Genomic DNA, 25,578 nt, shown 5'->3' with positions numbered 1-25,578 from the left:
TCAGGCACCTCCGTCGAGCGTCGGTGGGGCGAAACGGGTGAACGCGGTGTCGCGGGGCGGGGGGTAGCACTCCCGGCCGGTGACGGCGTTGAGGATGGTCGCGTTGCGCACCGCACCGATGCCCAGGTCGGGCGCGGCCACCCCGTGGCTGTGCAGGTCGGCGTTGGAGACGAACACCCGCCCGGTGACGTGGGGGGCGAGCTCGACGGAGTGGTCGAGCCGCACCACCGGCCGGTCCGCGTGGTCGGTGCGGATCGCCGGCGTCAGCGGGTCGAGGAGGCTCGGGGGGCGGTGCCGGTAGCCCGTCGCCGCGACGACCAGGTCCGTCCGGTGCCGGAACTCCCGGCCGGTGTCGGCGTGGTGGCAGGTCAGGACGACACCCCCGGACGGGTCCTCCTCGGCTCCGAGCACGGCGACGCCGGCACGGAGTTCCACGTCGGCGGATCCCGGGCGCAGCTGCCGCCGGTAGAGCGCGTCGTGCAGCTCCTCCAGGGTGGATTCCGAGATGCCCTTGTAGTGCCGCCACTGCTCGGCGACGAGGGTGTCCCGCACCGCGCCGTCCAGGCCGTGGAAGTAGCGGACGTAGTCGGGTGTGGTCATCTCGAGCACGAGCTTGCTGTAGTCGAGCGGGGCGAACACGGGTGTCCTGGTCAGCCAGCTCACCGCCGGGGCCTCGGTTGCCCTGCGCAGCAGGTCGAGCGTGACCTCCGCTCCGGACTGCCCGGAGCCCACCACGGTGACCCTGCCCGCCTGGTCGACGGCGGTGGCGCGGCGCAGGTAGTCCCCGCTGTGCACCAGACGTTCGGCGGGGAGTCCGGCGAGTGCCGGGGGGATCGAGGGTTCGGTGCCGATCCCGAGGACCAGGTCCCGGGCCAGCACCGTGGTGGTGGTTCCCGAGGTGTCCCGGACGTCGACGGCGAAGCGGCCGGAACGGACGTCCCAGGTCACGGTCTCCACCCGGTGCCCGAACCGGACGGCAGGTAACCGGTCCGCGGCCCAGCGGAGGTAGTCCTGGTACTCCAGCCTGGTCGGGTGGAAGCGTTCCCGCACGTAGAAGCGGTACAGCCGGCCCCGGTCCCGGAGGTAGTGGAGGAAGGACAACGGGTGCCCGGGGTCGACGAGGGTCACCAGGTCCGCGAGGAAGCTGACCTGGAGCAGCGCGTCGTCGAACATCAGCCCCGGGTGCCAGCTGAGTTCGTCGTGCTCCTCGCAGACGACCAGGTCGAGGTCGTGCACCGTGGACGCGAGGGCGGCGAGTCCGAGGTTGAACGGACCACACCCCACCGCCAGCAGGTCGGTGCTGGCCGGCAGCGGAGCGGTGGACCGGGGTGGGGACGTGCTCACGTGGGGAGGTCTCCTTCGGAACGGGGACGCACCATGAGGGCGGCGAGTTTGTCGGGCAGCGTGATCTCACCGAGGTGGCGGAACCCGGCGGCCAGGAAGCACCGGACCGATCCGACGTTCGCGACGGCCGGTTCGGCCACCACCCGGCGGCAGGCCGGTTCCTCCGCCAGCACCGCGGTGGCGAGCGCGACGAGCAGCTCGCGGCCGAGGCCCTGGCCGAGCTGGGCGCGGTCCCCGATCGCCAGGTGGACCCCGACGTCATGGGGAAGGAACGGGTAATGGGCGGCCAGGCGGTTGCGGCACACCCGGTAGATCTCCAGGTACCCCAGGGGGACGCCGTCCCGGAGGGCCAGGACCGGCCGCGAGTGGGCACCGGCGAGTTGGTCGTCGATCTCCTGTTCCCAGCGGTGACGGGTCCAGGCCTGCGCCCAGAACGCGGCGACGTGCGGCGTGCGCATCCACTGGTAGACGAGGTCGAGGTCCTCGGCGGCGCGGGCACCGGAGCCGGGGGACGCCATCGCCCGCAGTCGCCAGCGCCCGGCGAGCTCCGGGACCGGGGGAGCCGGCACCTCGGTGCGGTCCGGGACGGAGGTGTCGGAGGGGGCCGGGCTGGTGGGAGGACTGCTCACGGGGTGGCTCCTGTCAGCGGGTTGGGGGCCGGCAGGTACACCGACTGGGCGTCCAGTGGGGCGAGGACCTCGTCGATGCCGTGGAGCCGGGTCAGCAGGTTGGCCTTGCAGGGGAGGGTGACGGTGTCCAGCCAGCGCCGGGCCAGCCGGTCGCCGTCCGGCCCGGCGGCGGCCAGGTCGGGCAGCGCGGCGCGCAGCCGGTCGGCGAGCAGGACCAGGCCCGTCTCCTCGGGGAGCAGCCCTTCCTCCCCGAGGCAGCCGACGACGGCCAGCGCCTGGTTGCGGAGGAGGTAGTAGGACAGGCGGTCGTCGACGAGGCGGTCGTCGACGACGGCGAGGGTGGACTCCTCGCTCCCGGTGCGGGCCAGCACCGAGGGCAGCCGGGACGCCGCCAGGTAGTAACCCTGGTTGTCGCGGAAGGCCCCGCCCACGACGTCCCCGGCGCCGTCGAGGCGGACGAGGGTGTTCTGCTGGTGCGCCTCCAACCCGATACCGGTCACGGCGTAGAGGTGCAGCATGGGCACGAGCACCCGGTCGGTGTAGTCGACCACCCAGCGCCGGGCCGCGGCCGGGCCGCGACCGGCGAGCAGCCCGCCGAGCAGGCTGGGCCCGCAACCCGGTCGGGGAGCCACCAGACCGGCCAGGCAGCGGTGTTCGGCGATGTCCTCCGGGGACTCGCGCACGGCGACGTCGAGGCCGGTGACCTCCGGGCCTCCCGGTCGGCCTGGGTCGTCGATGGCCAGCCAGCCCGGGTCCCGGATGATCCGGAAGCGCGGGTGGGCTCGCTCGGTGGCCTCGCCGTGGCCGGCGTCGAGCAACCGGTGGACCTCCAGTCCCCGCCGGAGTTCCGTGCGGGTCGACTCGCGTCGTGAGTTGGTCAGCCGCAGCCCGAGCGAGAGTTTCAGCATGACGGGGGAGCCGGGCTGGTAGAGGGTCCGCACGCTCGACGTGGGCCACCACGGCCGGCCGGCGGCGCCGAGCGGCACGAGGCGGCCCGAGCGCACCATCGCCTCCAGCCGTGGCCGGCGCACCGCGACGGCGGCCTGCCACGGGTGGGCGGGGACGAGCACCCGGCCGGGGGCGTGTCCAGGCCGGAGATCTCGGCGAGCAGCGCGGCGGTGTCGCGGCCGCCGAGCGCGGGCGAGCCGGTGACCGCGTCCTGGGAGACGAGGTCGGCGTCGACGGCGAACCAGTGGAGCTGGAACGAGCCCCGCAGTTCCGGCGAGTACCGCGCCGCCTCCTCCTCGGCCAGTCCGTCCCTGCTCTTGGCCGCCGGGTGGTGCAGGTGCCCCAGCACCAGGGACTGCTCGGCCGCCAGGAAGCCGTCCCGCTCGTCGGTCGGGCGCTCCCGGTGGTGGCGGATGAACCCCCGGACGCGGATGACCGAGTCGGCCGTCCGGGCCACGAGGTCGGCCACCTCGCCGGGGTCGACGCCGCCCCTGGCCGGGTCCCGGCCGGCCTCGCCCCGGGCGGCCTCGTCGGCGAGCAGGGCCGCGACGACGACCGGGTCGGCCTCGCCGGCGTCCTCCCCTGAGGTCCCGGTGAGGCGGACCGGCCCGAAGCGGTGCCATTCGGTGGGTGAGCGGCGCAGCACCGGGGCGCGCAGCACGAGGCCGCCGCGCCGGAGCGGCACGGTCAACTCCCCGGTGGCCGGTACGGCGATCGCCTTCTCCCGCACCCAGCAGCGCAGCAGGGCCTCCAGGTGGGCGTGCGCGGCCGCGACGCCCGGGTCCGGGTCGCACAGCGGGTCGGGGCCGGGAGGTTCCGATGGCCGGGGGGCGTGATCGTCGGCGACGGCCGTGCCGGCGGGCTGTTCGGTCATGCGTAGCGCTCCTTCCAGGCGGCCTCGGCCCGTTCTCCGGCGTCGAGCACGGCGGCGAGGATCGCGTCGAGGTCCTCGGTGGCGGCGGCCGGGTTGATCAGGGTGAGTTTGAGGCTGGTGAGCGGTGCGGTCTCGGCCCCGTGCAGCGTGACGGCGCTCCGCCCGACCAGTGCCCGCGCGTCCCGCAGCAGGTCGCGGCGCAGCGCGGCGTTCACGGCGTCGGCGTCGACGCCGGGAGTGGGCAGGTAGCGGAAGAGGAGGGTGCTGATCGTCGGCTCGGCCAGCAGTTCGAGACGGGGTTCGGCGACCACCAGGCCCCGGGCGTGGTTGGCGAGGTCGTGGCAGTGGTCGACCATCGCGCCGAGTCGGGCCCGGCCGTAGGCGAGCAGGGAGGTGGCGATCTTCACCGCGTCGGGTCGCCGGGTGGTCTGGAGGGTGTGGCCCAGCAGGCCGCCGAACCCCTCGGCGGCGTCGTCGGAGGGGTTGAGGTAGGCGACCTCCCGGGACAGCGGCGCGAAGGAGGCGCCGTCGGCGACGAGCAGGACGCTGGCCGGGGCGGGCTGCCAGCCCAGCTTGTGCAGGTCGCCGGTGATGGAGTCGGCGCCGGTGATGCCCGCCAGCAGGGGGGAGAGCCGTTCGGAGAAGAGGGTGCCGAAGCCGTGGGCGGCGTCGACGTGCAGCCAGAGGTCGTGGTCGGCGGCGATCTCGGCGAGTTCGGGCAGCGGGTCCACGCTCCCGAAGTCCGTGGTCCCGGCGGTGGCGACGACGGCGACCGGGGTCCGCCGGCCGGGGAGGTCGCGGAGTTCGCGCACGAGCGCCTCGGGTCGCATCCGCCGGTGGCGGTCGACCGGGACCGGGTGCACCGCGGCCTCACCGAGGCCGAGTGCCGCGCAGGCGCGGTGCAGGGAGAAGTGGGCGAGCTCGGAGCAGAACACGACCGGGCCGGGGAGGGCCGCGAGCCCGTCCTGCCGGGTGTTGATCCCCAGACGGGCCGCGGCGGTGTCCCTGGCGAGCAGGAGGCCGAGCAGGTTGGACAGGGACCCGCCCGGAGTGAGCACCCCGTCGGAGGCGGGGCCGAGGCCGGCGAGCCCGGCGAGGGTGCGCACCACCCAGCGCTCCACGGCCACCCCGGACGGGCCGGAGTCGTAGGTGTCGACGGAGGGGTTGGCCAGGGACACCAGGGCGTCGGCGGCGGCCGCGATCGGCAGGCTCGGTGCCTGGAGATGGGCGGCGGTCCTGGGGTGGCGGAGGTCGACCCCGAACCCGGACAGCGCGATCGCGAGCCGGCGCAGGGCGGCGGCCTCGCCGATGCCGCGTCCGGGCAGCTGGGGCGGACCGAGCAGCCGGTCGACGGTGTCGAGCACTTCGGCCGGATCACCGGCCGGCAGCGGTCGGCCGGGTGGGATGGCGTCCTCGCGGACGGCGGTGAGGTGGGTGAGGAGCTCCGCCACGGGATCGGACCGCGTCCAGGGTTCCGGGCTCGATGGTGGGGCCGGGACGGTCAGCAGGGACGCTCTGGCGACCTGGGGCACGGAACCTCCGGCGGGTGATCAGGGCGTTCAGGTAACCGAACGGCCACCGTACGTGTTGTTAGGTTAGGCTAACCACAACATCAACATTGTCAAGAACTGAGTCGCGGCTCACGTTCAGCCAGCGCTCGTGCTGATCTTGGTCGGGCGGGGGACTCCTGGCCGCCGCCGAGGCGGGACGGGGTACCCTGACCGCTGATCCCGTGAGATTCGCCGTCCGTCCCCGTGGACGAGCGCGGTGGAGTGTGGCGCCTTCTCACCCGACGGGCGTTCGGCGCCCGTTGTCGAACATTTCTCGTATTTCCCAGGAGGCATGTGTGTCGGCAGGCCAGATCGCCGCTCTCGTGGCTGCCGGCGCGTTCGTGCTGCTGGTGTTGCTGCTGGCCATCCCGCTGGTCAAGCTGGGGCGGACGCTGGACGAGGCGACCATCGCCATCCGCAAGGCGCACGAACAGTCCGAACCCCTGTTCACCGAGGCCAACACCACGTTGACCCACGTCAACACCCAGTTGGAGCGAGTGGACGGCATCACCTCGAACGCGCGTACCGTGTCGGGCAACGTCTCCGCGCTGAGTTCCCTGTTCACCGCGACCCTCGGTGGGCCGCTGGTCAAGGTGGCGGCTCTGTCCTACGGCGTGAGCAAGGCGGTTCGTCGGCGCGGGAAGAAGAAGGCCGGGGAGGACCGCCCGTCCCGTCGGTCCGGCCGCCGGGGAGGGCGTCGATGAGCAGGATGTTCTGGTTCGGTGTCGGAATCGCCGCCGGCGTGGCGCTGAGCAGGCGGGCGACCGCCGCCGCGCGGCAGGCCACCCCGGCCGGGGTGGCCGCCAACCTCGGCGAGGCGATCAGCGAGCTGGCGAGCGCGGTCGGTGCCTTCGGCGCGGAGGTCCGCGCCGGCATGAACGAGCGGGAGCGTGAGCTGGCCGACGTCGTCGAGCGGCGCACCGGGCTCCCCACCGCCCGCCGGGTCGACTTCGAGTACTCGGCGCGCACCGAGCGGTTCCGCCCGGTCGCCGGCGAACTCGCTCCGGCGGACGCGGCCAGGCCGGTCCGTGCCCGGTCCGTGGACCGGTCGGGGCGCGGACGAGCGCGTCGGGCGGAGAGCTGAGACCGGGCGGCCACCGCCGCCCGTCCTCCTCCGCCGCCCCCGACCGTCCCGACCACCGGCGCCCGCGGCGCCGCACCACGCGAGGAACCCGATCGTGCAGACCCACGAGATCCGCAAGCGTTTCCTGGACCACTTCGAGCGCGCCGGCCACACCGTCGTCCCCAGCGCCTCGCTGATCCTCGACGACCCGACCCTGCTGTTCGTCAACGCCGGCATGGTGCCGTTCAAGCCCTACTTCCTCGGTGAGGCCACCGCCCCCTACCCGAGGGCGACCAGCATCCAGAAGTGCGTGCGCACCGGGGACATCGACGAGGTCGGCAAGACCAGCCGGCACAACACCTTCTTCCAGATGGCCGGCAACTTCTCCTTCGGCGACTACTTCAAGGAGGGGGCCATCGAGCACGCCTGGAACCTGGTCACGGGTTCCGAGGCCGACGGTGGCTACGGCCTGGACCCGAACCGCATCTGGGTGACCGTCTACCACGACGACGACGAGGCCGCCGGCCTGTGGAAGCGGATCGCCGGGTTGCCGGAGGAGCGCGTCCAGCGGCGGGGGATGCAGGACAACTTCTGGTCGATGGGCGTGCCGGGACCCTGCGGCCCCAGCTCCGAGATCTACTACGACCGGGGCCCCGCCCACGGCCCCGACGGCGGCCCGGTGGTCGACGAGGACCGGTTCGTCGAGATCTGGAACCTGGTGTTCATGCAGGACATCCGAGGCGAGGGGCCGGGCAAGGAGGGCTACCCGATCCTGGGCACCCTGCCAGCCAAGAACATCGACACCGGACTCGGTGTCGAGCGGCTGGCCGCGCTGCTCCAGGGCGTGGACAACGTCTACGAGACCGACCTGGTCCGCCCGGTGATCGAGCGGGCCGAGGCGCTGACCGGGCGCCGCTACGGGACCAACCCGGTCGACGACGTGCGGTTCCGGGTGATCGCCGACCACGCGCGCTCGGGCGTCATGCTGATCGCCGACGGGGTGACCCCCGGGAACGAGGCCCGGGGCTACGTGCTGCGGCGCCTGCTCCGCCGCATCGTGCGGTCGGCCCGCCTGCTCGGCGTCACCGACCCGGTGCTCGGCGACTTCAGCGCGGTCGTGCGGGACGCCATGGCCCCGGCCTACCCCGAGCTGGCCACCGACTACGCCCGCATCGAGGCGGTCATGCGCGCCGAGGAGAACACCTTCCTCACCACGCTGGCCAGCGGGTCGAAGATCTTCGACCTGGCGGCGGGGGAGACCAAGGCCGCCGGCGGCACGACCTTCTCCGGGGACAAGGCCTTCCAGCTGCACGACACCTACGGCTTCCCCATCGACCTCACCATGGAGATGGCCGCGGAGGCCGGGCTCACCGTCGACGAGGACGGCTTCCGCAAGTTGATGGCCGAGCAGCGCGCCCGCGCCAAGGCCGACGCCGCCGCCCGCAAGACCGGCCACGGCGACCGCTCGGTGTACCGGGAGCTGCTGGACCGGGGCGCGACCGAGTTCACCGGGTACGAGGAGCTGGAGAGCGAGGCCACCGTCCTCGGGGTGCTCAGCGAGGGCGTGCGCACCGGGCACGCCGGCGAGGGCGACATCGTCGAGCTGGTCCTCGACCGCACCCCCCTCTACGCGGAGTCCGGCGGGCAGGAGAGCGACGCCGGGACCATCGTGGCCGACGGCCTCGAACTCGAGGTCGTCGACGTCCAGAAGGTGGCGCGCAAGCTGTGGGTGCACCAGGTGCGCGTCCGCCGGGGCGAGCTGGTCGAGGGCCAGCAGGTGCTGGCCAAGGTCGACCCGGAGTGGCGAGTCGGAGCGCGGCAGGGCCATTCGGGCACGCACGTGGTGCACGCCGCCCTGCGCGAGGTGCTCGGCCCCTCGGCGTTGCAGAGCGGTTCCTACAACAAGCCCGGGTACCTGCGGCTCGACTTCGCCTGGCCAGGGGGGCTCTCCCCGGAGACCCGCAGCGAGATCGAGGAGGTCTCCAACCTGGCGGTGCGCAGCGACTTCCCGGTGCACGTGCTCTACACCTCGATGCCCGAGGCGCAGCGGCTCGGCGCGCTGGCGCTGTTCGGGGAGACCTACGACGAGACCGTGCGCGTCATCGAGATCGGCGGTGAGTGGTCCCGCGAGCTGTGCGGTGGCACCCACGTGGAGCGCTCGGCGCAGATCGGCCCGGTCGCCCTGCTCGGCGAGTCCTCCGTCGGCTCGGGCACCCGGCGGATCGAGGCCTACGTCGGGATCGAGGCCTTCCGCTTCATGGCCAGGGAACGCGCCCTCGTGCAGAACGTGGCCGGCATGTTGAAGATCCCGAGCAAGGACGTGCCCGCCCGGGTCGAGAACCTGGTCGAGCGGCTGCGGGCCGCCGAGAAGGAGCTGGAGAAGCTGCGCGCGGCGGCCCTGCTGTCCTCGGCGGGGGAGTGGGCGGCCGCCGCCGAGGACGTCCACGGCGTCCGCCTGGTGGCCAGGGAGGTCAGCGGTGCCTCGGGTGGCGACCTGCGGAACCTGGCCACCGAGGTGCGCAACCGGCTGGGGGCCGGGCCGGGCGTCGTCGCCCTCTTCTCCGGGGACCAGGCCGCCGGCAAGGCCAACTTCGTGGTGGCGACCACCAGCGGTGCCCGCGAGCTCGGCGTGGCCGCCGGCAAGCTGGTCCCCTCCTTCGCCGAGCACATCGGCGGTCGGGGCGGCGGCAAGCCCGACATGGCCCAGGGCGGCGGCGGGCGTCCCGCCGGGATCCCGGACGCGATCGTCGCGCTGCGGGTCGGGCTGGCCGGTGCGGTGGCCGATCGGTGAGCCGCCGGGAGCGGGGCAAGCGGTGGCGGCCGGGTGACCCGGACCGCCCGGGGCACGCCGACGCCGGACCGGGGCGCCGCCTCGGGGTCGACGTCGGCTCCGTCCGGGTGGGCCTCGCGCTCAGCGACCCCGGACCGGTGCTGGCCACCCCGCTCACCACGCTGGCCCGCGACGAGGCGGCGGACCGGGACATCGACCAGCTCGGCGCGCTCGTCGCGGAACACGGGGTGGTGGAGGTGGTCGTCGGACTGCCCAGGACCCTGGCCGGTGACCACGGCGCCTCCGCCGACTACGCCAGGCGCTACGCCGCGAAGATCGCCGAGCGAGTGACACCGGTTCCGGTGAAACTGGCCGATGAGCGGCTCACCACCGTCAGCGCGACCCGCATGTTGTCCGATCTAGGGGTCCGAGGGCGGCGTCAGCGGCAGGTCATCGACCAGGCCGCTGCCACGGAGATTCTGCAGGGCTGGCTGGACGCGCGTGCGGCGGCACTCCGGCCCCAACCGGATACCTGTGAGGAGAACTCGTGAGCGATGACCTGGGCTTGTTCGAGGACGAGGCCGAGGAGGACCGCGCGAGTGACGCCCGAGGGGGCGGCGCGGGCAAGCGGCGGAACAGGAAGTCGGTGGTCACCCTCGCCGTGGCGGTCCTGCTGCTCGGCGTGGTCGGCGTGGGGGCCTACTACGGGGTGCGGGAGCTGTCCGGCATCGGGGGGTACGAGGACTTCGAGGGCGAGGGCAGCGGCAGCGTCATCGTCGAGGTGCCGGAGGGCGCGAACCTGAGCCAGATCGGCCAGGCGATGGTCGACGAGGGCGTGGTCGCCAGCGTCCGCGCCTTCACGGTCGCCGCCGAGCAGGACGCCCGGGCCCGGGGCGTCCAGCCGGGCTTCTACGAACTGCGCTCGGAGATGTCGGGCGAGGCGGCCGTGTCGATGCTGCTCGACGGCGGCTCTCTCGGCCAGGTCGAGATCCGGGGCGGCAAGCTGCTGCACGACGTCGACCTGCCCAACGGCGACGTCGACCCGGGCATCATCTCGCTGCTCGCCCAGGCGAGCTGCCACGAGGCCGACGGGGCCGAGTCCTGCGTCTCCACCGAGGAGCTGTGGGACGTCGCCACCAACGCCGACCTGGCCGAGTTGGGCGTGCCGGAGTGGGCGGTCGGCCCGGCGTCGGCCGCGCCCGCGCCGGAACGGCGGTTGGAGGGCCTGATCCTGCGCGGCATGTACACGGTGCGGCCGGGTTGGGACGCCCAGGAGATCCTGACCCACGTCATCAGCAGGTCCGCGCAGTCGATGCAGGCGATCGGCATGCCGGAGCTGACCAACGAGACCGGCTTCACCCCCTACGAGGTGCTCATCATCGGCTCCCTCAACGAGAAGGAAGCCGTCGAGCGCGACTTCGCGAAGGTCGCCCGCGTCACCTACAACCGGCTCCAGGCCGACCAGCAGAAGCTGGAGTACGACTCGACGGTCAACTACTGGAACAACAAGTCCGCGATCAGGACGCGGCCGGAGGAACGCGCCGACACCTCCAACCCGTACAACACCTACCAGCACCTCGGGCTGCCGCCCACGCCGGTCTCCGCGCCCAGCGTGGAGGCCCTCCAGGCCGCCGCCCAGCCCGAGGAGGGCGACTGGATGTACTTCGTGAAGTGCGAGACGGACGGCACCACCTGCTTCAACTACACCTTGGACGAGCACCAGGCGGACGTGCAGCGGGCACAGGAGGCAGGGGTGTGGTGACGGCTCGTGACGCGGCGCGTCACGCCGCCGTGCTCGGTTCCCCGGTCGAGCACTCGCTCTCCCCGGTGTTGCACGAGGCCGGTTACGCGGCCCTCGGCCTGGAGGGGTGGAGCTACCGGCGCATCGAGTGCGACGAGGTCCGGTTGCCGGGCCTGGTGCGCGGGCTCGGCCCGGAATGGGCGGGCCTGTCGGTGACCATGCCCGGCAAGAGGGCGGCCCTCCGGTTCGCCGACGAGGTCACCGCCACCGCCCGCGCGGTCGGGGCGGCCAACACCCTCGTCCCCGTGGTGGCGGAGGACGGCGGCCCCCGCTGGCGGGCGGACTGCACCGACGTCGCCGGGGTGACCGGGGCGTTGCGCGCCGCCGGCTACCGGCCCGCCGGCGGCCCGGGGCTCGTCCTCGGCGCGGGTGGTACCGCGAACGCTGCGGTGGCGGCGGTGGCGGAGTTCGGGTTGTCCGGGGTGACGCTGGTGGTGCGGGACGCCGCCCGCGCCGAGGAGACGGTGGCCTGCGCGGGCCGGGTCGGGCTCGACGTCGAGGTCGTCACCTTCGACCGGGTGTCCCTGCGCGCGCTGGCCGCCGAGGCCGACCTGGTGGTCTCGACGGTCCCGGCCGGGGCCGCCGACCGGCACGCCGAGCACCTCGCCGTGGCGCGGTGGCTCTTCGACGTCGTCTACGCCCCGTGGCCCACCCCCGTGGGCACGGCCGTCGCCGCCGCCGGTGGGCGTCTGGTCACCGGGTTGGACATGCTGCTGCACCAGGCCTTCGGGCAGTTCGAGCAGTTCACCGGCCGGGTCGCGCCGAGGGAGGCGATGCGGGACGCCCTGCGGGCCGCCACCGGGAACACCCTGCCGCTCCCGCTGGCCCCCGGGGACGTCTGAGACCCAGGCCGGCACCGACGCGGCCCGGGATGTCAGTCGACCGCGCCGTCGAGAACCCGAACCCCCGGCCCGAGCAGCCCGTCGGCGGCGGTGTCGGCGAGCACCGCCAACAGGGTGTCCCGCAGGGCGCGGGCGGCGTGCGTCGGCGCCGTGTCACCCCGGTGCGCCAGCGCCACCGTCCGTGACAGCCCGGGGGCGGCCAGCGGCGTCCTGCGCAGCCCGGGGCGGTCGGCCAGCACCATGCTCGGCACGATCGCGACGCCGAGCCCGACCTGGACGAAGCGGAGGACCGCGTCCAGCTCGCCGCCCTCGACCACCATGCGCGGTTCGAGGCCGGCCGCGCGGAACGCGGCGAGCGTGACGGTGCGCAGGTCGTAGCCGGGCCGGAACATGATCATGGGGTGGTCGGCCAACGCCCGGACGTCCAGCGGGTGCCTCGGCAGCGGGTTGGCCTCCGACGAGGCGACCACCAGCTCCTCCCGCAGCAGCTCCGTGGTGGACAGGGCGGGGTCGGTACCGCCGGGGGGAGTGATGATGAGGGCCAGGTCGAGCCGGCCCTGGGTCAGCTCCCGGATCAGGTCCTGCGAGCCGCCCTCCTCCACCACCAGCCTGATCCCGGGGAAGCTCTGGTGGAAGCGCCGCAGCACCGGGGCCAGCACGGTGAGGCACAGGCTCGGGGTCGCGCCGATCTGGACCCGCCCCCGGCGCAGTCCCACCAGTTCGCCCACCTCCCGGCGGGCCGTGTCCACGTCGGCGGTGATGCGGGTGGCGAGCGGGAGCAGCGCCTCCCCGGCCGGGGTGAGGGTGATGTTCCCCCGCGACCGGCGGAACAGGGCCGCGCCCAACTCGCCCTCCAGCGCGCGGATCTGCTTGCTCAACGAGGGCTGCGCGACGTGGCACTGGTCCGCCGCCCGGGTGAAATGGCGGGTCTCGGCGACCGCGAGGAAGTAGACGAGCTGCTGGAGGGTCACGATGTATAGCGTATGGCTACCAACAGCAGAATCTCCATATATTGGACGACTCGTGGTGTCTGGTCCTACCGTCGCTCCGTGACCCTCACCAGTGGTAAGGCAGCGACGCCTGGCCGCGCCGCCCGGAGCCCGCGCCGATCCGGTCCGCTCCGCCGGCTCTGGGCCTCCAGCGTGGGCAAGAAGGCGGTGATGGCCGTCACCGGCTTCATCCTCTTCTTCTACGTCGTGGCGCACATGGTCGGCAACCTGAAGATCTTCTTCGGGGAGACGGCCTTCGACTCCTACGCCCGCTGGCTGCGCGCGATGGGGTCGGCCGTCCTCGGCGAGAGCGGAGTGCTGTGGACCATCCGGATCGTCCTGCTGGTCAGCGTGCTCCTGCACATGACGGCGGCCATCCAGCTCGCGAGGAGGGCGCGGGCGGCCAGACCGTCCGGCTACCGCCACCGCCCCCCGGTCCAGGGCGGCTACGCCGCGCGCACCATGCGGTGGGGCGGGGTCATCATCGCCCTCTTCGTCATCTACCACGTCCTCGACCTCACCGTCGGCTGGCTCAACCCGCACGGCGTGCCGGAGGAACCGTTCCTCAACGTCACCTCGGGTTTCCAGCAGTGGTGGGTCGTACTCATCTACACGGTCGCGATCCTGGCCCTCGGACTCCACGTCCGGCACGGCGTCTGGAGCGCGTTGCGGAGCCTGGGCACGGTGCGGGCCAGCCACGGCCCGCTCGCCAGGACCGTCGCCCTGGTGGTGGCCGTCGCGTTGACCGCCGGCTACCTGTCCGTCCCGTACGCCGTCCTGTTCGGCCTGGTGGAGTGAGGTTTCCCGTGCGATACGACGAAGGCGAACCGCTGGTGGACCGCGCGGCGCCGGACGGCCCCCTCGAGACCCGGTGGGAACGGGCCCGCTTCGGCACCCGACTGGTGAACCCGGCCAACCGCAGGCGGCTGCGGGTCATCGTGGTCGGCACCGGGCTGGCGGGGGCCTCGGCCGCCGCCACCCTGGGCGAGCTCGGCTACCGGGTGTCGTCCTTCTGCTACCAGGACAGCCCCCGGCGCGCGCACAGCATCGCCGCCCAGGGCGGGATCAACGCGGCCAAGAACTACCGCAACGACGGGGACAGCGTGTACCGGCTGTTCTACGACACCGTCAAGGGCGGGGACTTCCGGGCCAGGGAGTCCAACGTGTACCGGCTCGCCGAGATCAGCACCGCCATCATCGACCAGTGCGTCGCCCAGGGGGTGCCCTTCGCCCGCGAGTACGGGGGGCTGCTGGACACGCGGTCCTTCGGCGGGGCGCAGGTCTCCCGCACCTTCTACGCGCGGGGGCAGACCGGGCAGCAGCTGCTGCTGGGCGCCTACCAGGCGCTGTCCCGCCAGATCGCGGCCGGCACCGTCACCATGCACCCGCGCACCGAGATGCTCGACCTCGTCGTGGTGGACGGCCGGGCCAGGGGAGTCGTCATCCGCGACCTGGTGACCGGGGAGGTGAGCACGCACACCGCCGACGCCGTCGTGCTGGCGACCGGCGGGTACGGCAACGTGTTCCATCTGTCGACCAACGCGAAGGGGTGCAACGCCACCGCGATCTGGCGGGCGCACCGGCGGGGGGCACTGTTCGCCAACCCCTGCTACACCCAGATCCACCCGACGTGCATCCCCGTCAGCGGCGACCACCAGTCCAAGCTGACCCTGATGAGCGAGTCACTGCGCAACGACGGCCGGGTGTGGGTGCCGGTGGACCCCGACGAACGACGGGCTCCCGGTGACATCCCCGCCGAGGACCGCGACTACTACCTGGAGCGGACCTACCCCAGCTTCGGCAACCTCGTGCCCCGGGACATCGCCTCCCGGGCGGCGAAGAAGGTGTGCGACGACGGACGCGGCGTCGGACCGGGCGGCCTCGGGGTCTACCTCGACTTCGCCGACGCGATCGACCGGCTCGGCCGGGAGGCCGTGGAGACCCGCTACGGCAACCTGTTCGAGATGTACCAGCGCATCACCGGCGAGGACCCCTACCAGGTCCCGATGCGCATCTACCCTGCCGTGCACTACACGATGGGCGGCCTCTGGGTGGACTACGACCTCCAGTCGACCATCCCCGGCCTCTTCGTCATCGGTGAGGCGAACTTCTCCGACCACGGGGCGAACCGGCTCGGTGCGAGCGCGCTGATGCAGGGGCTGGCCGACGGGTACTTCGTACTGCCCAACACCATCGCCGGCTACCTCGCCGACGGACCGTTCCCCGAGGTCACCGACGCGCACCCCGACCTCGTGGCCGCGCGTTCCGACGTGGAGGAACGGGTGCGGCGGCTGTTGTCGGTCGAGGGTGACCGCACCGTCGACTCCTTCCACCGCGAGCTGGGGAGCCTGCTCTGGGACCACTGCGGGATGGAACGCACCGAGGAGGGGCTGCGGCACGCCCTGGAGCGGATCCCCGAGCTCCGCGCCGAGTTCTGGCGCCGGGTGCGGGTACCAGGGTCGGGGGAGGGCCTGAACCAGTCGTTGGAGCGGGCCGGCCGCGTCGCCGACTTCCTGGAGCTCGCCGAGCTCCTGTGCCTGGACGCCCTGCACCGCACCGAGTCCTGCGGCGGCCACTTCCGGGCCGAGAGCCAGACCCCCGACGGTGAGGCCCTGCGCCGCGACGACGAGTTCGCCTACGTCGCGGCCTGGGAGTACACGGGAACCGGCACGCCCCCGCTCCTGCGCCGGGAGTCCCTGACCTTCGAGCACGTCGAACCGACCCAGCGGAGTTACCAGTGAGATTCACCGTGCGTGTGTGGCGCCAGACCGGGTCGGAGGACGCCGGCCGGCTGGTGGAGTACGACGTCGACGACGTCAGCCCCGACATGTCGTTCCTGGAGATGCTCGACGTGCTCAACGAGCGGTTGACGCTGCGGGGCGAGGAACCGGTGGCCTTCGACCACGACTGCCGTGAGGGCATCTGCGGCATGTGCGGGCTGACCATCAACGGGGTGGCGCACGGCCCTCGGCGGGCCACGACCACCTGCCAGCTGCACATGAGGGAGTTCACCGACGGCGACACCATCGTGGTGGAACCGTGGCGGGCCGCGCCGTTCCCCGTGGTGCGGGACCTGGTGGTCGACCGGGGCGCGCTCGACGAGGTGGTCCGGGCCGGCGGGTACGTGAGCGTGTCCACCGGCAGCGCGCCGGAGGCGCACGCGACGCCCGTCGCGCGGGCCGACGCGGACAAGGCCTTCGAGTCGGCCGCCTGCATCGGCTGCGGTGCCTGCGTGGCGGCCTGCCCCAACGGGTCGGCGATGCTGTTCACCGCCGCCAAGGTCACCCACCTCGGCCGGCTGCCACAGGGAGCGCCGGAGCGGGACACCCGCGCGCTGGACATGCTCGCCGCGCACGACGAGGCGGGTTTCGGCGGCTGCACCAACACCGGCGAGTGCACCGCGGTCTGCCCCAAGGGGATCCCCCTGGCCGACATCGCCCAGTTCAACCAGGACGTGTTGCGAGCGTCCCTGCGCGGTGCGGGCGGTCGGCCGGCCTGACCGGTCGGCCGGTGCCGCTCGGGCGCCGGCGTGGGCCCGCGGCGCGGTGGTGGGACACGCGGTGCGGTGGATGCGGGCGGCCCGCCGACCTCGACGGTCGGCGGGCCGTTCCGCGTGACCCGTTGGCGCGGTGTACGGGTCAGTCCGTGGCGGGGGAGCGGCCGGTCTCGCCCTTCGCGGGCGTCGTGGTGGACGGCGCGCTCGCCCCGTCGCCGCCGGCCACCCCCTCGGCGAGTGGCGTGGGCCGCTCGCCCTCGTCGGGCGGGGACGCCGCCGCGCCCTCCGGTTCCTCGTCCCGCTCCCGTCCTGGCGTCGCGAGGTTCCACCGTGTGATGACCCAGCGGAAGACCAGGTAGTACACGACGGCGAACGCCAGCCCGATCGGGATGATCAGCCAGGGCCTGGTGGCGATGCCCCAGTTCAGCACGTAGTCGATCGCACCGGCGGAGAACCCGAAGCCGTGGTGCACACCGAGCGCGTTGGTGACGGCCATCGACAGCCCGGTGAGGAGGGCGTGCACCACCAGCAGCGGCCAGGCGACGAAGACGAAGGCGTACTCCAGTGGCTCGGTGACGCCGGTGAGGAAGGAGGCGAGCGCGGCCGAGAGCATCAGACCGCCCACCAGCTTGCGCTGGGAGGCCCGCGCGGTGTGGTAGATCGCCAGCGCCGCCGCCGGCAGGGCGAACATGAAGATCGGGAAGAAGCCGGACATGAACGTCCCGGCGGTCGGGTCGCCGGCGAAGAACCTGTTCAGGTCGCCGGAGGTGCCCTCGTGGTCACCGAAGATGAACCACACGAAGGAGTTGCCGATGTGGTGTAGGCCGAACGGGAGCAGGAACCGGTTCAGCACACCGTAGGCGCCCGCACCCACCACCGTGGACCCGGCGACCGCCTCGCCCACCCAGGTCAGACCCGCGTTGAACCCGGTGAAGATCAGCGCCATCAGCACGCCGACCAGCACCATGGTGAAGGCCGTGATGATGGGTACGAACCGGCGGCCGCCGAAGAAGGCCAGGTAGGTCGGCAGCTTGATGCGGTGGAAGCGTTGCCAGAGCCCGGCCGCGATCAGCCCGGAGACGATGCCGCCGAGCACGCCGTACGGCCCGTTGTTGAAACTCTTGCCGTCGGTGAGCTCGGGGTCCAGCAGGGCCCAGAGCACGTTGTGCAGGACCAGGTAGCCCACGACGGCCGAGAGCGCGGTGGAGCCGTCCGACTTCTTCGCGAAGCCGATGGCCACCCCCAGCGCGAACAGCAGGGGCAGGTAGTCGAACAGCGAGTTCCCGGCCGCCCCCATGACAGCCGCCACCCGGTCGAAGAACTCCCCGGGTATCGCGGCGACCAGTTCACCCTGGCCCTGCCCCGAGCCGTCCTGGTAACCCAGCCGCGCCAGCAGTGCCGCCGCCGGCAGCACCGCGATCGGCAGCATCAGGCTGCGCCCCAGCCGCTGGGCGACCCCGAACGCCTTCGTTCGGAAGTCAGCGGTCCTGGTGTCGGACGTGGTGCTCATCCCCTACCTCCCACAGTCCCTACCTTCCACACGGTCGTCACTGACCTTGCGCCGAGCCTTGACCCTCGCGGGGCACCCGGCCACCGACTCACCCGTGTGAGTGAGGGTTGTCCGCCCGCGCCAGCTTGCTACCGTCTGGTCCAGACCACTCGGTGGAGTGAGAATCCTCTCACCGTGATCGGGTGTCAACCATCAAAGTGATCGGTCCGTCACGGGTCGTCATGGCGTTCACGCGGCACGCGTGATCTCCTGACGGCAGGCACTGGCACGAGGAGGCAACAGGTGTCCCAGGACAAGGCGAGCGCGATCCTCACGGCGATCGGCGGCGCGGACAACGTGGTTGAGATCGAACCCTGCATCACCCGGTTGCGGTGCGAGGTGCGGGACGCGGCCCTGATCGACGAGCCCGCGTTGCGCGCGCTCGGCGTGCACGGCGTGCTCCGCGCTGGTGGCGCGGTGCAGATCGTCGTCGGCCCGGACGCCGACACCATCGCCAGCGACATCGAGGACCTGCTGTGACCCTCCAGGTGGCCGCCCCCCTCGCCGGGGAGGTCGTGCCGCTCTCCGCCGTCCCGGACCCGGTCTTCGCCGGAGCGATGGTGGGCCCGGGGGTGGCCATCGAGCCCCACCCCGAGTCCACCGAGGTGCGCGCCCCGATCGGCGGCACCGTCGCCACCCTGCACCCCCACGCCTTCGTCATCGCCGGTGACGACGGCCTGGGCGTGTTGGTGCACCTCGGGATCGACACGGTGAAACTTCGAGGTGAGGGCTTCACCCTGCGCGTCGTCAAGGGGGAGAAGGTGCGAGCCGGTCAGCCGATCGTCGAGTGGGAACCGGACGCGGTCCGGGAGGCCGGTTACTCCTCGACCTGCCCGGTGATCGCGTTGGACGCGACGGCGGAGGACCTGTCCGACCTCGTCGTGCCCCGCACCGTCGAGAGCGGTGCGGCCCTGTTCACCTGGAATCGCTGAGGAATCACCCCTCCGTGGGATAGCCCCGGGACGCCGGGACCGGCGAGGCTGCGCCGGTGCTCCTCGCCGTCCACCTCGCGCTGGGGGCGGCCCTGGGCGGGGGAGCCGCCACCCTCGGCCGGCGGCTCCTCCGCCGGCCACCCCGGGGGATCCGGGTGCCAGCGCCGTGGTGCGAGCTCGCGCTCGCCGCGTTGTGGGCGGCGGCCCTGCTCCGGTCGGCCACTGGCGACCTGCCCTGGTGGTGGTTGCCCGTCCCACTCGCCCTCGGCTGGCTCGCCGTGCTCCTCGCCGCCACCGACCTCACCGACCGGCGGCTGCCCGACGCGCTGACCCTGCCCGCGGTGCCCGCCGCCCTGGTCGTCGTCTGGTTCGCCGGTGCCCTCGCCCCGGATCCCGACATGCTCGCCCGCGCGGCGCTGGGGGGAATCCTGCTCACCGGTCTCTACCTGGTGGCGCACCGGTGCGCACCCGGGGCACTGGGCCTTGGGGACGTCAAGCTCGCAGCCAGCACCGGCACCGTGCTGGCTGCGGTGTCCTGGCCGGCGTTGCTGCTCGGGGCGCTCGGCGCGGTGCTGGTGACCGGGCTGGCGGGGGTGCTGGCCCTGCTCGTCGGGTGCGGCCCGCGAGCCACCCTGCCGCACGGGCTGCCGATGCTCGGGTGCGCGTGGCTGGTGACGGCCTGGCCGGTGTTCGGTTGAGCCCGTACCGCCCACCCGCCGCCCGGAAGGGGTGAGCGAGGCCGGACATGGCAGGATCGGCGCGTGTTGCGCTGGATGACCGCTGGTGAGTCGCATGGTCCCGCCCTGGTCGGGGTGCTCGAGGGCATGGTGGCGGGGGTGGGCGTCACCACCACCGACCTGAACGAGCAGCTCGCCCGACGTCGGCTCGGCTTCGGCCGCAGTCCGAGGATGTCCTTCGAGGCCGACGACATCGAGATCATCGGCGGGGTGCGGCACGGTCTGACCCAGGGCGGCCCGGTCGCGGTGCGCATCGGCAACACCGAGTGGCCGAAGTGGGAACAGGTGATGTCCCCCGACCCGGTCGACGAGGACGTGTTGGCCGGGCTCGCCCGCAACAAGCCGCTGACCCGGCCCCGCCCCGGTCACGCCGACCTGGCCGGGATGCAGAAGTACGGCTTCGACGAGGCCCGTCCCGTCCTGGAACGGGCGAGCGCACGGGAGACCGCCGCCAGGACCGTGCTCGGCACGGTGTGCCGGCAGTTCCTCCGCCAGGCGCTGGGCGTCGAGATCGTCAGCCACGTGCTGTCCATCGGCCCCGCCGAGTCCACCAGCGATCTGCTGCCCGGCCCGGAGGACCTCGCCGCCATCGACGAGAACCCGGTGCGTTGCTTCGACGCCGACGCGACCGAGGCGATGATGGCCGAGGTGGAGGCCGCGAAGAAGGACGGGGACACCCTCGGTGGCGTCATCGAGGTCATCGCCTACGGCCTGCCGGCCGGTCTCGGGTCCCATGTGCACGCCGACCGGCGGCTCGACGCCAGGCTCGCCGGCGCGTTGATGGGGATCCAGGCGATGAAGGGCGTGGAGATCGGTGACGGCTTCGCCACGGCCCGCCGCCGGGGCAGCCAGGCCCACGACGAGATCGACCCGGTGCCCACCGGGACCGGCGTGCGTCGCCGCAGCAACCGGGCCGGCGGCGTCGAGGGGGGCATCAGCAACGGGGAACCGCTGCGGGCGAGGGTGGCGATGAAACCCATCTCCTCGGTCCCCCGGCCCCTGGCCACCCTGGACGTGACCACGGGCGAGCCGGCGCAGGCGATCCACCAACGGTCGGACATCTGCGCGGTGCCGAGGGCGGGTGTCGTCGCCGAGTCGATGGTGGCGCTGGTGTTGGCCGACGCGGCGCTCGAGAAGTTCGGCGGCGACTCGCTGGCCGAGACGACCCGCAACGCGCGCGCCTACCTCGTCGAACTGGAGCGTGGCTGAGATGACCGGCGTCCAACCCGTCCTGGTGGTCGTCGGCCCTCCCGGCGCGGGGAAGACCACCGTCGGTCGACTCGCCGCCGAGCGGCTGGGGGTGCCCTTCCGTGATGTCGACGAGGACATCGTCGCGGCCACCGGCAAGGCCATCGGCGACATCTTCACCGAGGACGGCGAACCCGCCTTCCGGAAGTTGGAGGAGGAGGCCGTCCGCCGGGCCCTCGTCGAGCACGACGGGGTGCTGGCGCTCGGCGGCGGTGCGGTGCTCGCTCCCGGCACGAGGGCGCTGCTCGCCGACCACCGCGTCGTGTTCCTCAACGTCGGCCTCGCCGAGGGAGCCCGGCGCACCGGGCTGTCCACCGCCCGCCCGCTGCTGGCCGGTCTGAACCCCCGGGCCACCTTCCGCGCGCTGCTGGAAGCGCGGCTGCCGCTGTACCGGGAGGTCGCCACCATCGAGATCAGCACGGACGGGATCGAGCCGACGCGGGTCGTCGACCTCGTCGTGGCGGAGCTGACGGGCACCGGCTGAGGAGCCGGTCCACTCCGGTTACTCGGCCAGTCTCCTGGCGAGCGCTTCGACGATCGCGTTGGCCTGTTCCTCGTTGTCCTGGCCGAGCGCGTCGGTGACGGCCGAGGTGATCAGCGGTGCGAGGGCGTTCGCGATGGCCTCCGGGGTGGCCGGCTCGGTCTGCTGGCCGTCCAACAGGCTGGCCACCGACCGCACCACGCCGTTGATGATGCGCTGTTCCGCGTAACCGATGGCGGTCCGCGCCTTCTCGGTGGTGTTCACCACGGGGTTGCTCACCGTCGAGTCGAGACCGGCGTTGGCGATCGCGCCGCTCAGCCTTTTGACGATGCGGTCCTCCATGTACCGGAGGGTCACCGACGCCGGTTCGGTGGTTCCGGTGACGGGATTGGTCCAGGTCTGCGACCAGTTCACGGTGTCTCCTTCGAGAATGCGGGCTACCGAGTCCCGGAAACCGGGAATGTCCCCTGGCCAGTGCGCGGGGTCGATCTTCCGCGTCGGCGCCCATTCCTTGTGGGCGACGACCCGGTCGGCGCCCATCCGCAGGTGCGCCAGCAGCGCGGCCACCCCGCGGGGGTAGGAGTCCAGCTGGGCCTCGGTCCAGTCGTTCCTGGTGCCCACGCTCTCCGCCTCGATCCCCAACAGGTGCTGGTTGCCCGCGTTGGCGGCGACATCGCGCCAGGGACCACCCGCGCCCGCGTGGTAGGCGAGTCCGGCGGCGATGACGAACCAGGTGCCGTCGCGGGCGAGGCCCAGGTTGGCCAGCGGACCGGCCAGGGAGCCGGTGCCGTCGCGCACCACCCCGAGCGAGGGGAAGTTGCCGGTCGCGGCGCCGGCGGTGTGGTGCAGCATGACGCCTCTGATCGCGCTGAGCTGCCCGTGTCCTCGGCTGGTCCAGCCGCCCTCCTCGTGCACCCGCAGTCCCTGGGCGCGCAGGGCGTCGGCCAGCCAGGTCGCGTACGCCATCGGATCACCTCGAGTCGGGGACGGGGGCTGGACGGACGTGGCACGTCGTGGCCCTGAGGCAGCGCTGGCGCGCCCGATCGCCCTGATTGGTGGGACCCGTGCGGAAATGCGGGAACGGCGGCGACGCCCTCCCCCGTCCGGTTGGTTGTCGGTGTCGACGTTCCCGGTTGACCGGCTGCGGATGGTTGCCGTTGTCAGTCTGCCAAAAATCGATCACGGTGTCCTCTCCCTTTCAGGTCAATTTCCTCCCCTTTCCTCTGACTCTGTGCAGCGGCTGTCCGAAAATGACGTACGGGTTGCGATGAACGCGCGAATTGTTGTCCCCCGATGGGCGGTATCCGCCCGGTCGGGAGACCGAGTCTGGTCCGCCGTGCGGGTGCCGGCAGGGGCCCGGGCGGCGCGGGGCCGGCCGGCGGGCGCCCCGCACCGGGTGAAATGCTGGTTCGGGAGAGACGGGTGGCGCGCACGGGGGCCCGGCCGCGCCCCGGACCACGAGGGAGCGTGATGACGGAACCGGTACGGGTGCGGGTGGCCACGGCCGCCCCCTACGACGTGGTGATCGGTCGTGGACTGTTGGGTGAGCTGGTCGAGGCCGTGCGCGACGCGCCCGTCGCGGCGATCGTGCACCAGCCGAGCCTGGCCGCGACCGCCGAGGCCGTTCGGGAGGACCTCGTCGCCGCTGGCGTCGACGCGCACCGGGTGGAGACCCCCGACGCCGAGGACGGCAAGAGCCTCGCGGTGGCGGGGTTCTGCTGGGACGTGCTCGGCAGGATCGGCCTGCCCCGGGACGGCGTGGTCGTGAGCCTGGGTGGCGGCGCGGCGACCGACCTCGCCGGGTTCGTCGCCGCGACCTGGATGCGGGGCGTTCGCGTCGTGCACGTGCCGACCACGCTGCTCGGCATGGTGGACGCCGCCGTGGGCGGCAAGACGGGCATCAACACCGACGCGGGCAAGAACCTGGTGGGCGCGATCCACGAACCCGGTGAGGTGCTCGTCGACCTGACCACGCTGGACAGCCTGCCGAGGAACGAACTGTTGGCGGGCATGGCCGAGGTGGTCAAGGCCGGCTTCATCGCCGATCCCGAGATCCTGCGCCTCATCGAGGCGGACCCGGCCGCCGCCACCGACCCCCAGGGGGACGTGCTCGGTGAGCTGGTGCGCCGGTCGGTCCAGGTGAAGGCCGACGTGGTCGCCGCCGACCTCCGGGAGTCCCACCACCGGGAGGTCCTGAACTACGGGCACACCCTCGGCCACGCCATCGAGCGCCGTGAGCGCTACCGCTGGCGGCACGGCGCCGCCGTCAGCGTCGGCCTGGTCTTCGCCGCCGAACTGGCCAGGCTCGCCGGCCGGCTGGACGACGAGACAGTGGAGCGGCACCGGTCGGTGCTCACCGCGCTGGGCCTGCCCATCTCCTACGACCCGGACGCCTTCCCCCAGCTGCTGGAGTCGATGCGGGGCGACAAGAAGGCCCGGTCGCGGGTGCTGCGCTTCGTGGTGCTCGACGGCCTGGCCCGTCCCGGTCGGCTGGAGGGGCCGGACCCGACGTTGCTGGCCGCCGCCTACGCCGAGATCAGCGGTGGCGGGAAGAGGGGCGGGGGGATCCTGCTGTGAGGGTCCTCGTGCTCAACGGCCCCAACCTCGGCAGGCTGGGACGCCGCGAACCCGCCGTGTACGGCAGCACCACCCATGCCGAGCTGGTCGAGCGGTGTCGCGGCCGTGGCGCCGAGCGCGGCCTGGAGGTGGAGGTCCGGCAGACAGACCACGAGGGCGAACTCCTCGGTTGGCTGCACGAGGCCGCCGACGCGGGGACGCCGGTGGTGCTCAACGCGGGGGCGTGGACGCACACCTCCGTCGCGGTCCGGGACGCCTGCGCCCAGCTCACTGCCCCCCTGATCGAGCTGCACATCTCCAACACGCACCGCAGGGAGTCGTTCCGGCACCACAGCTACCTCTCGGCGGTCGCCACCGGGGTGATCGCCGGCCTCGGCGTGCGCGGGTACCTGCTCGCCCTGGACTGGTTGGCCGAGGAGCTCACCGCCGGCGCGTAGCCGGCCACGGCCCTCGACCGAGGGCGGGTGCCCGGGGCTCGGGCACCCGCCGCCCGGCGTTCTCAGTGCCGGTCCAGTTCCTCGTCGAGCACGGCGCGCACCCGGTCGGGGGGAACGCCCCACCGCCGGGCGGCGGCGACCAGGTCCCGCGCCGCCGCCCGCACCAGCTCCTCGCGTTCCTCCTCACCGAGCTGGAGGCGGTCGAGGACGACGGTGCCCCTCCCGACCCGGCTGGACAGGTAGCCCGCCCCCTCCAGTTCGCGGTAGGCGCGCGCCACGGTCCCGGTCGCGATCCCCAGGTCCTGGGCCAGTTGCCGGATGCTCGGCAGACGCGAACCGGCGGGCAGCGCGCCGGTGTCGATCACCGTGGCGAGCTGTGCCCTGACCTGTTCGTACGGGGGAACCGGCGCCTTCGGGTCGATCTCGAGGATCACGCCGCCATCCTGCCCCGCACCGGCGGTGCCTCGCGGCCGTGCAGCCAGCAGGCCAGCGCGAGCCCGGCCAGCGCGGTGCCCGTCGCGAGCAGCGTCCACCCGGCCCAGGGTGGGAGCGCCGCCGCCGGCGGCATCGCCGCGCCCGCCAGCAGGCACAGCAGGGCTCCGGCGGTCGCGGTGAGGCGCTGCGCGTCGTGGGACCGGATCGACTCCCCCACGGCGCGGTCCTCGTCCTCGCCGTCGAGAGCGGGGCTTTCCAGCAGCCGGCGTCGGGCGAGCAGGCTGGCCAGGCCCACGGTCATGGTGAGGCAGGCGATCGCGAACGAGGCCCAGGGTGAGTACCCCTCGGGCGTCGGCAGCGCCACGGCGAGGACGAGGAACACCGCCGTGCAGCTCAGGGCGATCACGGGCACGGCCCGAACCCACGAGCTGACGTAGTGCTCCGCCAGGCGGGGGGCCAGCAGGGCGGCCCGGGGCTGGTCGTCGGGTGGGCGTCGGGCGAGGCGCCGCTGCCGCAGCGCGCTGGCCAGCACGATCCCGCCGAGGGAGCCCGCCAGCCCCAACAGGACGGCCCGGGTGCCCGGCGCCTGGGTCAGGGGAGCGGTCAGCCAGCCCAGGCCACCGCCGACCAGTGCGTACCTACGGCTCCGACCGAGGGCGCTGACCAGCGCGGGGGCCTCCGCCGCCGTCGCGGGCAGGTTGTGCCACGCGGCGAACGTGCGCAGGGAGCGGCGGGCGATGGGCTGGGTGGCGGCGACGAAGGTCCACAGCGGCACCAGCAGGGTGAGGCCCAGCAGGAGCGCGATCGAGTTGGCGTCGGGCACGGTGTTCCTCCCTCGGTGTATCATCGAGTTGATACATTAGCTCACATGGGCGG

Annotated in this window: 25 protein-coding genes and 1 pseudogene; 16 read left to right on the top strand and 10 right to left on the bottom strand. The window is 73.0% G+C overall.

Going from position 1 to position 25,578, the window contains the following annotated elements:
• From G443_RS08755 to G443_RS08735, 5 genes and pseudogenes are all read right to left on the bottom strand, one after another.
• On the bottom strand, window positions 1-1,344 hold the full coding sequence (locus tag G443_RS08755; RefSeq protein WP_035292122.1) for a lysine N(6)-hydroxylase/L-ornithine N(5)-oxygenase family protein: 1,344 nt from the start codon (window positions 1,342-1,344) through the stop codon (window positions 1-3).
• Window positions 1,341-1,973 carry a GNAT family N-acetyltransferase gene (locus tag G443_RS08750; RefSeq protein ID WP_245588803.1) on the bottom strand — a complete coding sequence of 211 codons (633 nt, stop codon included), beginning with the start codon at window positions 1,971-1,973 and terminating at the stop codon, window positions 1,341-1,343. The genes G443_RS08755 and G443_RS08750 overlap by 4 nt, the downstream gene beginning before the upstream one ends.
• The gene (locus G443_RS25820; protein WP_372492963.1) at window positions 1,970-3,043 is read right to left on the bottom strand and encodes an IucA/IucC family protein; all 1,074 of its coding nucleotides are present in this window, start codon (window positions 3,041-3,043) and stop codon (window positions 1,970-1,972) included. Before G443_RS25820 ends, G443_RS08750 begins: the two co-directional genes overlap by 4 nt.
• 137 nt (window positions 3,044-3,180) lie before the next feature.
• Window positions 3,181-3,795, bottom strand: a pseudogene (locus G443_RS25815) (IucA/IucC family protein); the annotation flags it as partial.
• Window positions 3,792-5,327: a pyridoxal phosphate-dependent decarboxylase family protein gene (locus tag G443_RS08735; protein WP_026418896.1), complete on the bottom strand. Its 1,536-nt coding sequence runs from the start codon at window positions 5,325-5,327 to the stop codon at window positions 3,792-3,794. The pseudogene G443_RS25815 and the gene G443_RS08735, both read right to left, overlap by 4 nt.
• Before the next feature lie 314 nt (window positions 5,328-5,641).
• On the opposite strand from G443_RS08735, the gene G443_RS08730 reads away from it, so the two are divergent.
• The 6 genes from G443_RS08730 to G443_RS08705 all read left to right on the top strand — a co-directional run bounded on the left by G443_RS08730 (window position 5,642) and on the right by G443_RS08705 (window position 11,821).
• A complete protein-coding gene (locus G443_RS08730; protein ID WP_016696743.1) occupies window positions 5,642-6,049 on the top strand; it encodes a DUF948 domain-containing protein in 408 nt (135 codons plus the stop codon).
• Entirely contained in the window at window positions 6,046-6,429 is a 384-nt protein-coding gene (locus G443_RS08725) for a hypothetical protein (protein ID WP_081715440.1), read from the top strand. The genes G443_RS08730 and G443_RS08725 overlap by 4 nt, the downstream gene beginning before the upstream one ends.
• Before the next feature lie 94 nt (window positions 6,430-6,523).
• Entirely contained in the window at window positions 6,524-9,199 is a 2,676-nt protein-coding gene (gene alaS, locus G443_RS08720; RefSeq protein ID WP_026418895.1) for an alanine--tRNA ligase, read from the top strand.
• A complete protein-coding gene (ruvX, locus tag G443_RS08715) occupies window positions 9,196-9,729 on the top strand; it encodes a Holliday junction resolvase RuvX (protein ID WP_016696739.1) in 534 nt (177 codons plus the stop codon). The genes alaS and ruvX overlap by 4 nt, the downstream gene beginning before the upstream one ends.
• Entirely contained in the window at window positions 9,726-10,940 is a 1,215-nt protein-coding gene (locus G443_RS08710; protein ID WP_026418894.1) for an endolytic transglycosylase MltG, read from the top strand. The genes ruvX and G443_RS08710 overlap by 4 nt, the downstream gene beginning before the upstream one ends.
• A complete protein-coding gene (locus tag G443_RS08705) occupies window positions 10,934-11,821 on the top strand; it encodes a shikimate dehydrogenase (protein ID WP_081715439.1) in 888 nt (295 codons plus the stop codon). The genes G443_RS08710 and G443_RS08705 overlap by 7 nt, the downstream gene beginning before the upstream one ends.
• Before the next feature lie 32 nt (window positions 11,822-11,853).
• Here the strand turns inward: G443_RS08705 and G443_RS08700 are convergent, their stop codons facing one another.
• Window positions 11,854-12,792, bottom strand: coding sequence for a LysR family transcriptional regulator (locus G443_RS08700; protein WP_026418892.1), 939 nt, complete (start codon window positions 12,790-12,792; stop codon window positions 11,854-11,856).
• A gap of 78 nt (window positions 12,793-12,870) precedes the next feature.
• Here G443_RS08700 and G443_RS08695 point away from each other — a divergent pair, with 78 nt between their 5' ends.
• The 3 genes from G443_RS08695 to G443_RS08685 are packed head-to-tail and all read left to right on the top strand — an operon-like array spanning window position 12,871 to window position 16,309.
• Window positions 12,871-13,608 carry a succinate dehydrogenase cytochrome b subunit gene (locus G443_RS08695; protein WP_308208842.1) on the top strand — a complete coding sequence of 246 codons (738 nt, stop codon included), beginning with the start codon at window positions 12,871-12,873 and terminating at the stop codon, window positions 13,606-13,608.
• Window positions 13,609-13,616: 8 nt separating this feature from the next.
• Window positions 13,617-15,551, top strand: coding sequence for a fumarate reductase/succinate dehydrogenase flavoprotein subunit (locus G443_RS08690; protein ID WP_026418890.1), 1,935 nt, complete (start codon window positions 13,617-13,619; stop codon window positions 15,549-15,551).
• Complete coding sequence (locus G443_RS08685; protein ID WP_026418889.1) at window positions 15,548-16,309, top strand: succinate dehydrogenase/fumarate reductase iron-sulfur subunit; 762 nt, start codon at window positions 15,548-15,550, stop codon at window positions 16,307-16,309. The genes G443_RS08690 and G443_RS08685 overlap by 4 nt, the downstream gene beginning before the upstream one ends.
• Window positions 16,310-16,448: 139 nt before the next feature.
• Here G443_RS08685 and G443_RS08680 read toward each other — a convergent pair whose 3' ends face one another.
• Window positions 16,449-17,816 carry a PTS transporter subunit EIIC gene (locus tag G443_RS08680; protein ID WP_081715438.1) on the bottom strand — a complete coding sequence of 456 codons (1,368 nt, stop codon included), beginning with the start codon at window positions 17,814-17,816 and terminating at the stop codon, window positions 16,449-16,451.
• A 282-nt stretch (window positions 17,817-18,098) separates the two neighbouring features.
• Between G443_RS08680 and G443_RS08675 the strand changes: the two genes are divergently transcribed.
• From G443_RS08675 to G443_RS08655, 5 genes are all read left to right on the top strand, one after another.
• Window positions 18,099-18,335: a PTS sugar transporter subunit IIB gene (locus G443_RS08675; RefSeq protein ID WP_026418888.1), complete on the top strand. Its 237-nt coding sequence runs from the start codon at window positions 18,099-18,101 to the stop codon at window positions 18,333-18,335.
• A complete protein-coding gene (locus G443_RS08670; RefSeq protein ID WP_026418887.1) occupies window positions 18,332-18,787 on the top strand; it encodes a PTS sugar transporter subunit IIA in 456 nt (151 codons plus the stop codon). Before G443_RS08675 ends, G443_RS08670 begins: the two co-directional genes overlap by 4 nt.
• A 56-nt stretch (window positions 18,788-18,843) precedes the next feature.
• Window positions 18,844-19,485, top strand: coding sequence for a prepilin peptidase (locus G443_RS08665; RefSeq protein ID WP_035292120.1), 642 nt, complete (start codon window positions 18,844-18,846; stop codon window positions 19,483-19,485).
• A gap of 63 nt (window positions 19,486-19,548) precedes the next feature.
• Window positions 19,549-20,733 (top strand): chorismate synthase, encoded by a 1,185-nt coding sequence (gene aroC / locus G443_RS08660; protein ID WP_026418885.1) that lies wholly within the window; start codon window positions 19,549-19,551, stop codon window positions 20,731-20,733.
• A 1-nt stretch (window position 20,734) separates the two neighbouring features.
• Window positions 20,735-21,256, top strand: a complete 522-nt coding sequence (locus G443_RS08655) for a shikimate kinase (protein ID WP_030106317.1) — start codon at window positions 20,735-20,737, stop codon at window positions 21,254-21,256.
• Between the two features lie 18 nt (window positions 21,257-21,274).
• Here the strand turns inward: G443_RS08655 and G443_RS08650 are convergent, their stop codons facing one another.
• On the bottom strand, window positions 21,275-22,219 hold the full coding sequence (locus G443_RS08650) for an N-acetylmuramoyl-L-alanine amidase (protein ID WP_051313962.1): 945 nt from the start codon (window positions 22,217-22,219) through the stop codon (window positions 21,275-21,277).
• A gap of 504 nt (window positions 22,220-22,723) precedes the next feature.
• Here G443_RS08650 and aroB point away from each other — a divergent pair.
• Window positions 22,724-23,830 carry a 3-dehydroquinate synthase gene (aroB, locus tag G443_RS08645; protein ID WP_026418883.1) on the top strand — a complete coding sequence of 369 codons (1,107 nt, stop codon included), beginning with the start codon at window positions 22,724-22,726 and terminating at the stop codon, window positions 23,828-23,830.
• Window positions 23,827-24,267, top strand: coding sequence for a type II 3-dehydroquinate dehydratase (gene aroQ, locus G443_RS08640; protein ID WP_026418882.1), 441 nt, complete (start codon window positions 23,827-23,829; stop codon window positions 24,265-24,267). The genes aroB and aroQ overlap by 4 nt, the downstream gene beginning before the upstream one ends.
• Window positions 24,268-24,329: 62 nt before the next feature.
• On the opposite strand, the gene G443_RS08635 is transcribed toward aroQ, so the two are convergent.
• Both G443_RS08635 and G443_RS08630 read right to left on the bottom strand, forming a co-directional pair.
• Window positions 24,330-24,701: a GntR family transcriptional regulator gene (locus tag G443_RS08635; RefSeq protein ID WP_026418881.1), complete on the bottom strand. Its 372-nt coding sequence runs from the start codon at window positions 24,699-24,701 to the stop codon at window positions 24,330-24,332.
• Window positions 24,698-25,525 (bottom strand): hypothetical protein, encoded by an 828-nt coding sequence (locus G443_RS08630; protein ID WP_026418880.1) that lies wholly within the window; start codon window positions 25,523-25,525, stop codon window positions 24,698-24,700. Before G443_RS08630 ends, G443_RS08635 begins: the two co-directional genes overlap by 4 nt.
• Window positions 25,526-25,578: the final 53 nt, after the last annotated feature.

It is taken from the genome of Actinoalloteichus caeruleus DSM 43889 (assembly GCF_000429185.2).
Taxonomy (GTDB): Bacteria; Actinomycetota; Actinomycetes; order Mycobacteriales; family Pseudonocardiaceae; genus Actinoalloteichus_B; species Actinoalloteichus_B caeruleus.
This window is presented reverse-complemented; position numbering and strand designations above follow the sequence as displayed.

Excerpts from the sequence above, each read along its gene's own strand:
- G443_RS08725 (WP_081715440.1), top strand. The coding sequence starts at position 6,046 with ATGAGCAGGATGTTCTGGTTCGGTGTCGGAATCGCCGCCGGCGTGGCG.
- G443_RS08680 (WP_081715438.1), bottom strand. The coding sequence starts at position 17,816 with ATGAGCACCACGTCCGACACCAGGACCGCTGACTTCCGAACGAAGGCG.
- G443_RS08655 (WP_030106317.1), top strand. The coding sequence starts at position 20,735 with ATGACCGGCGTCCAACCCGTCCTGGTGGTCGTCGGCCCTCCCGGCGCG.
- G443_RS08650 (WP_051313962.1), bottom strand. The coding sequence starts at position 22,219 with ATGGCGTACGCGACCTGGCTGGCCGACGCCCTGCGCGCCCAGGGACTG.
- aroB (WP_026418883.1), top strand. The coding sequence starts at position 22,724 with ATGACGGAACCGGTACGGGTGCGGGTGGCCACGGCCGCCCCCTACGAC.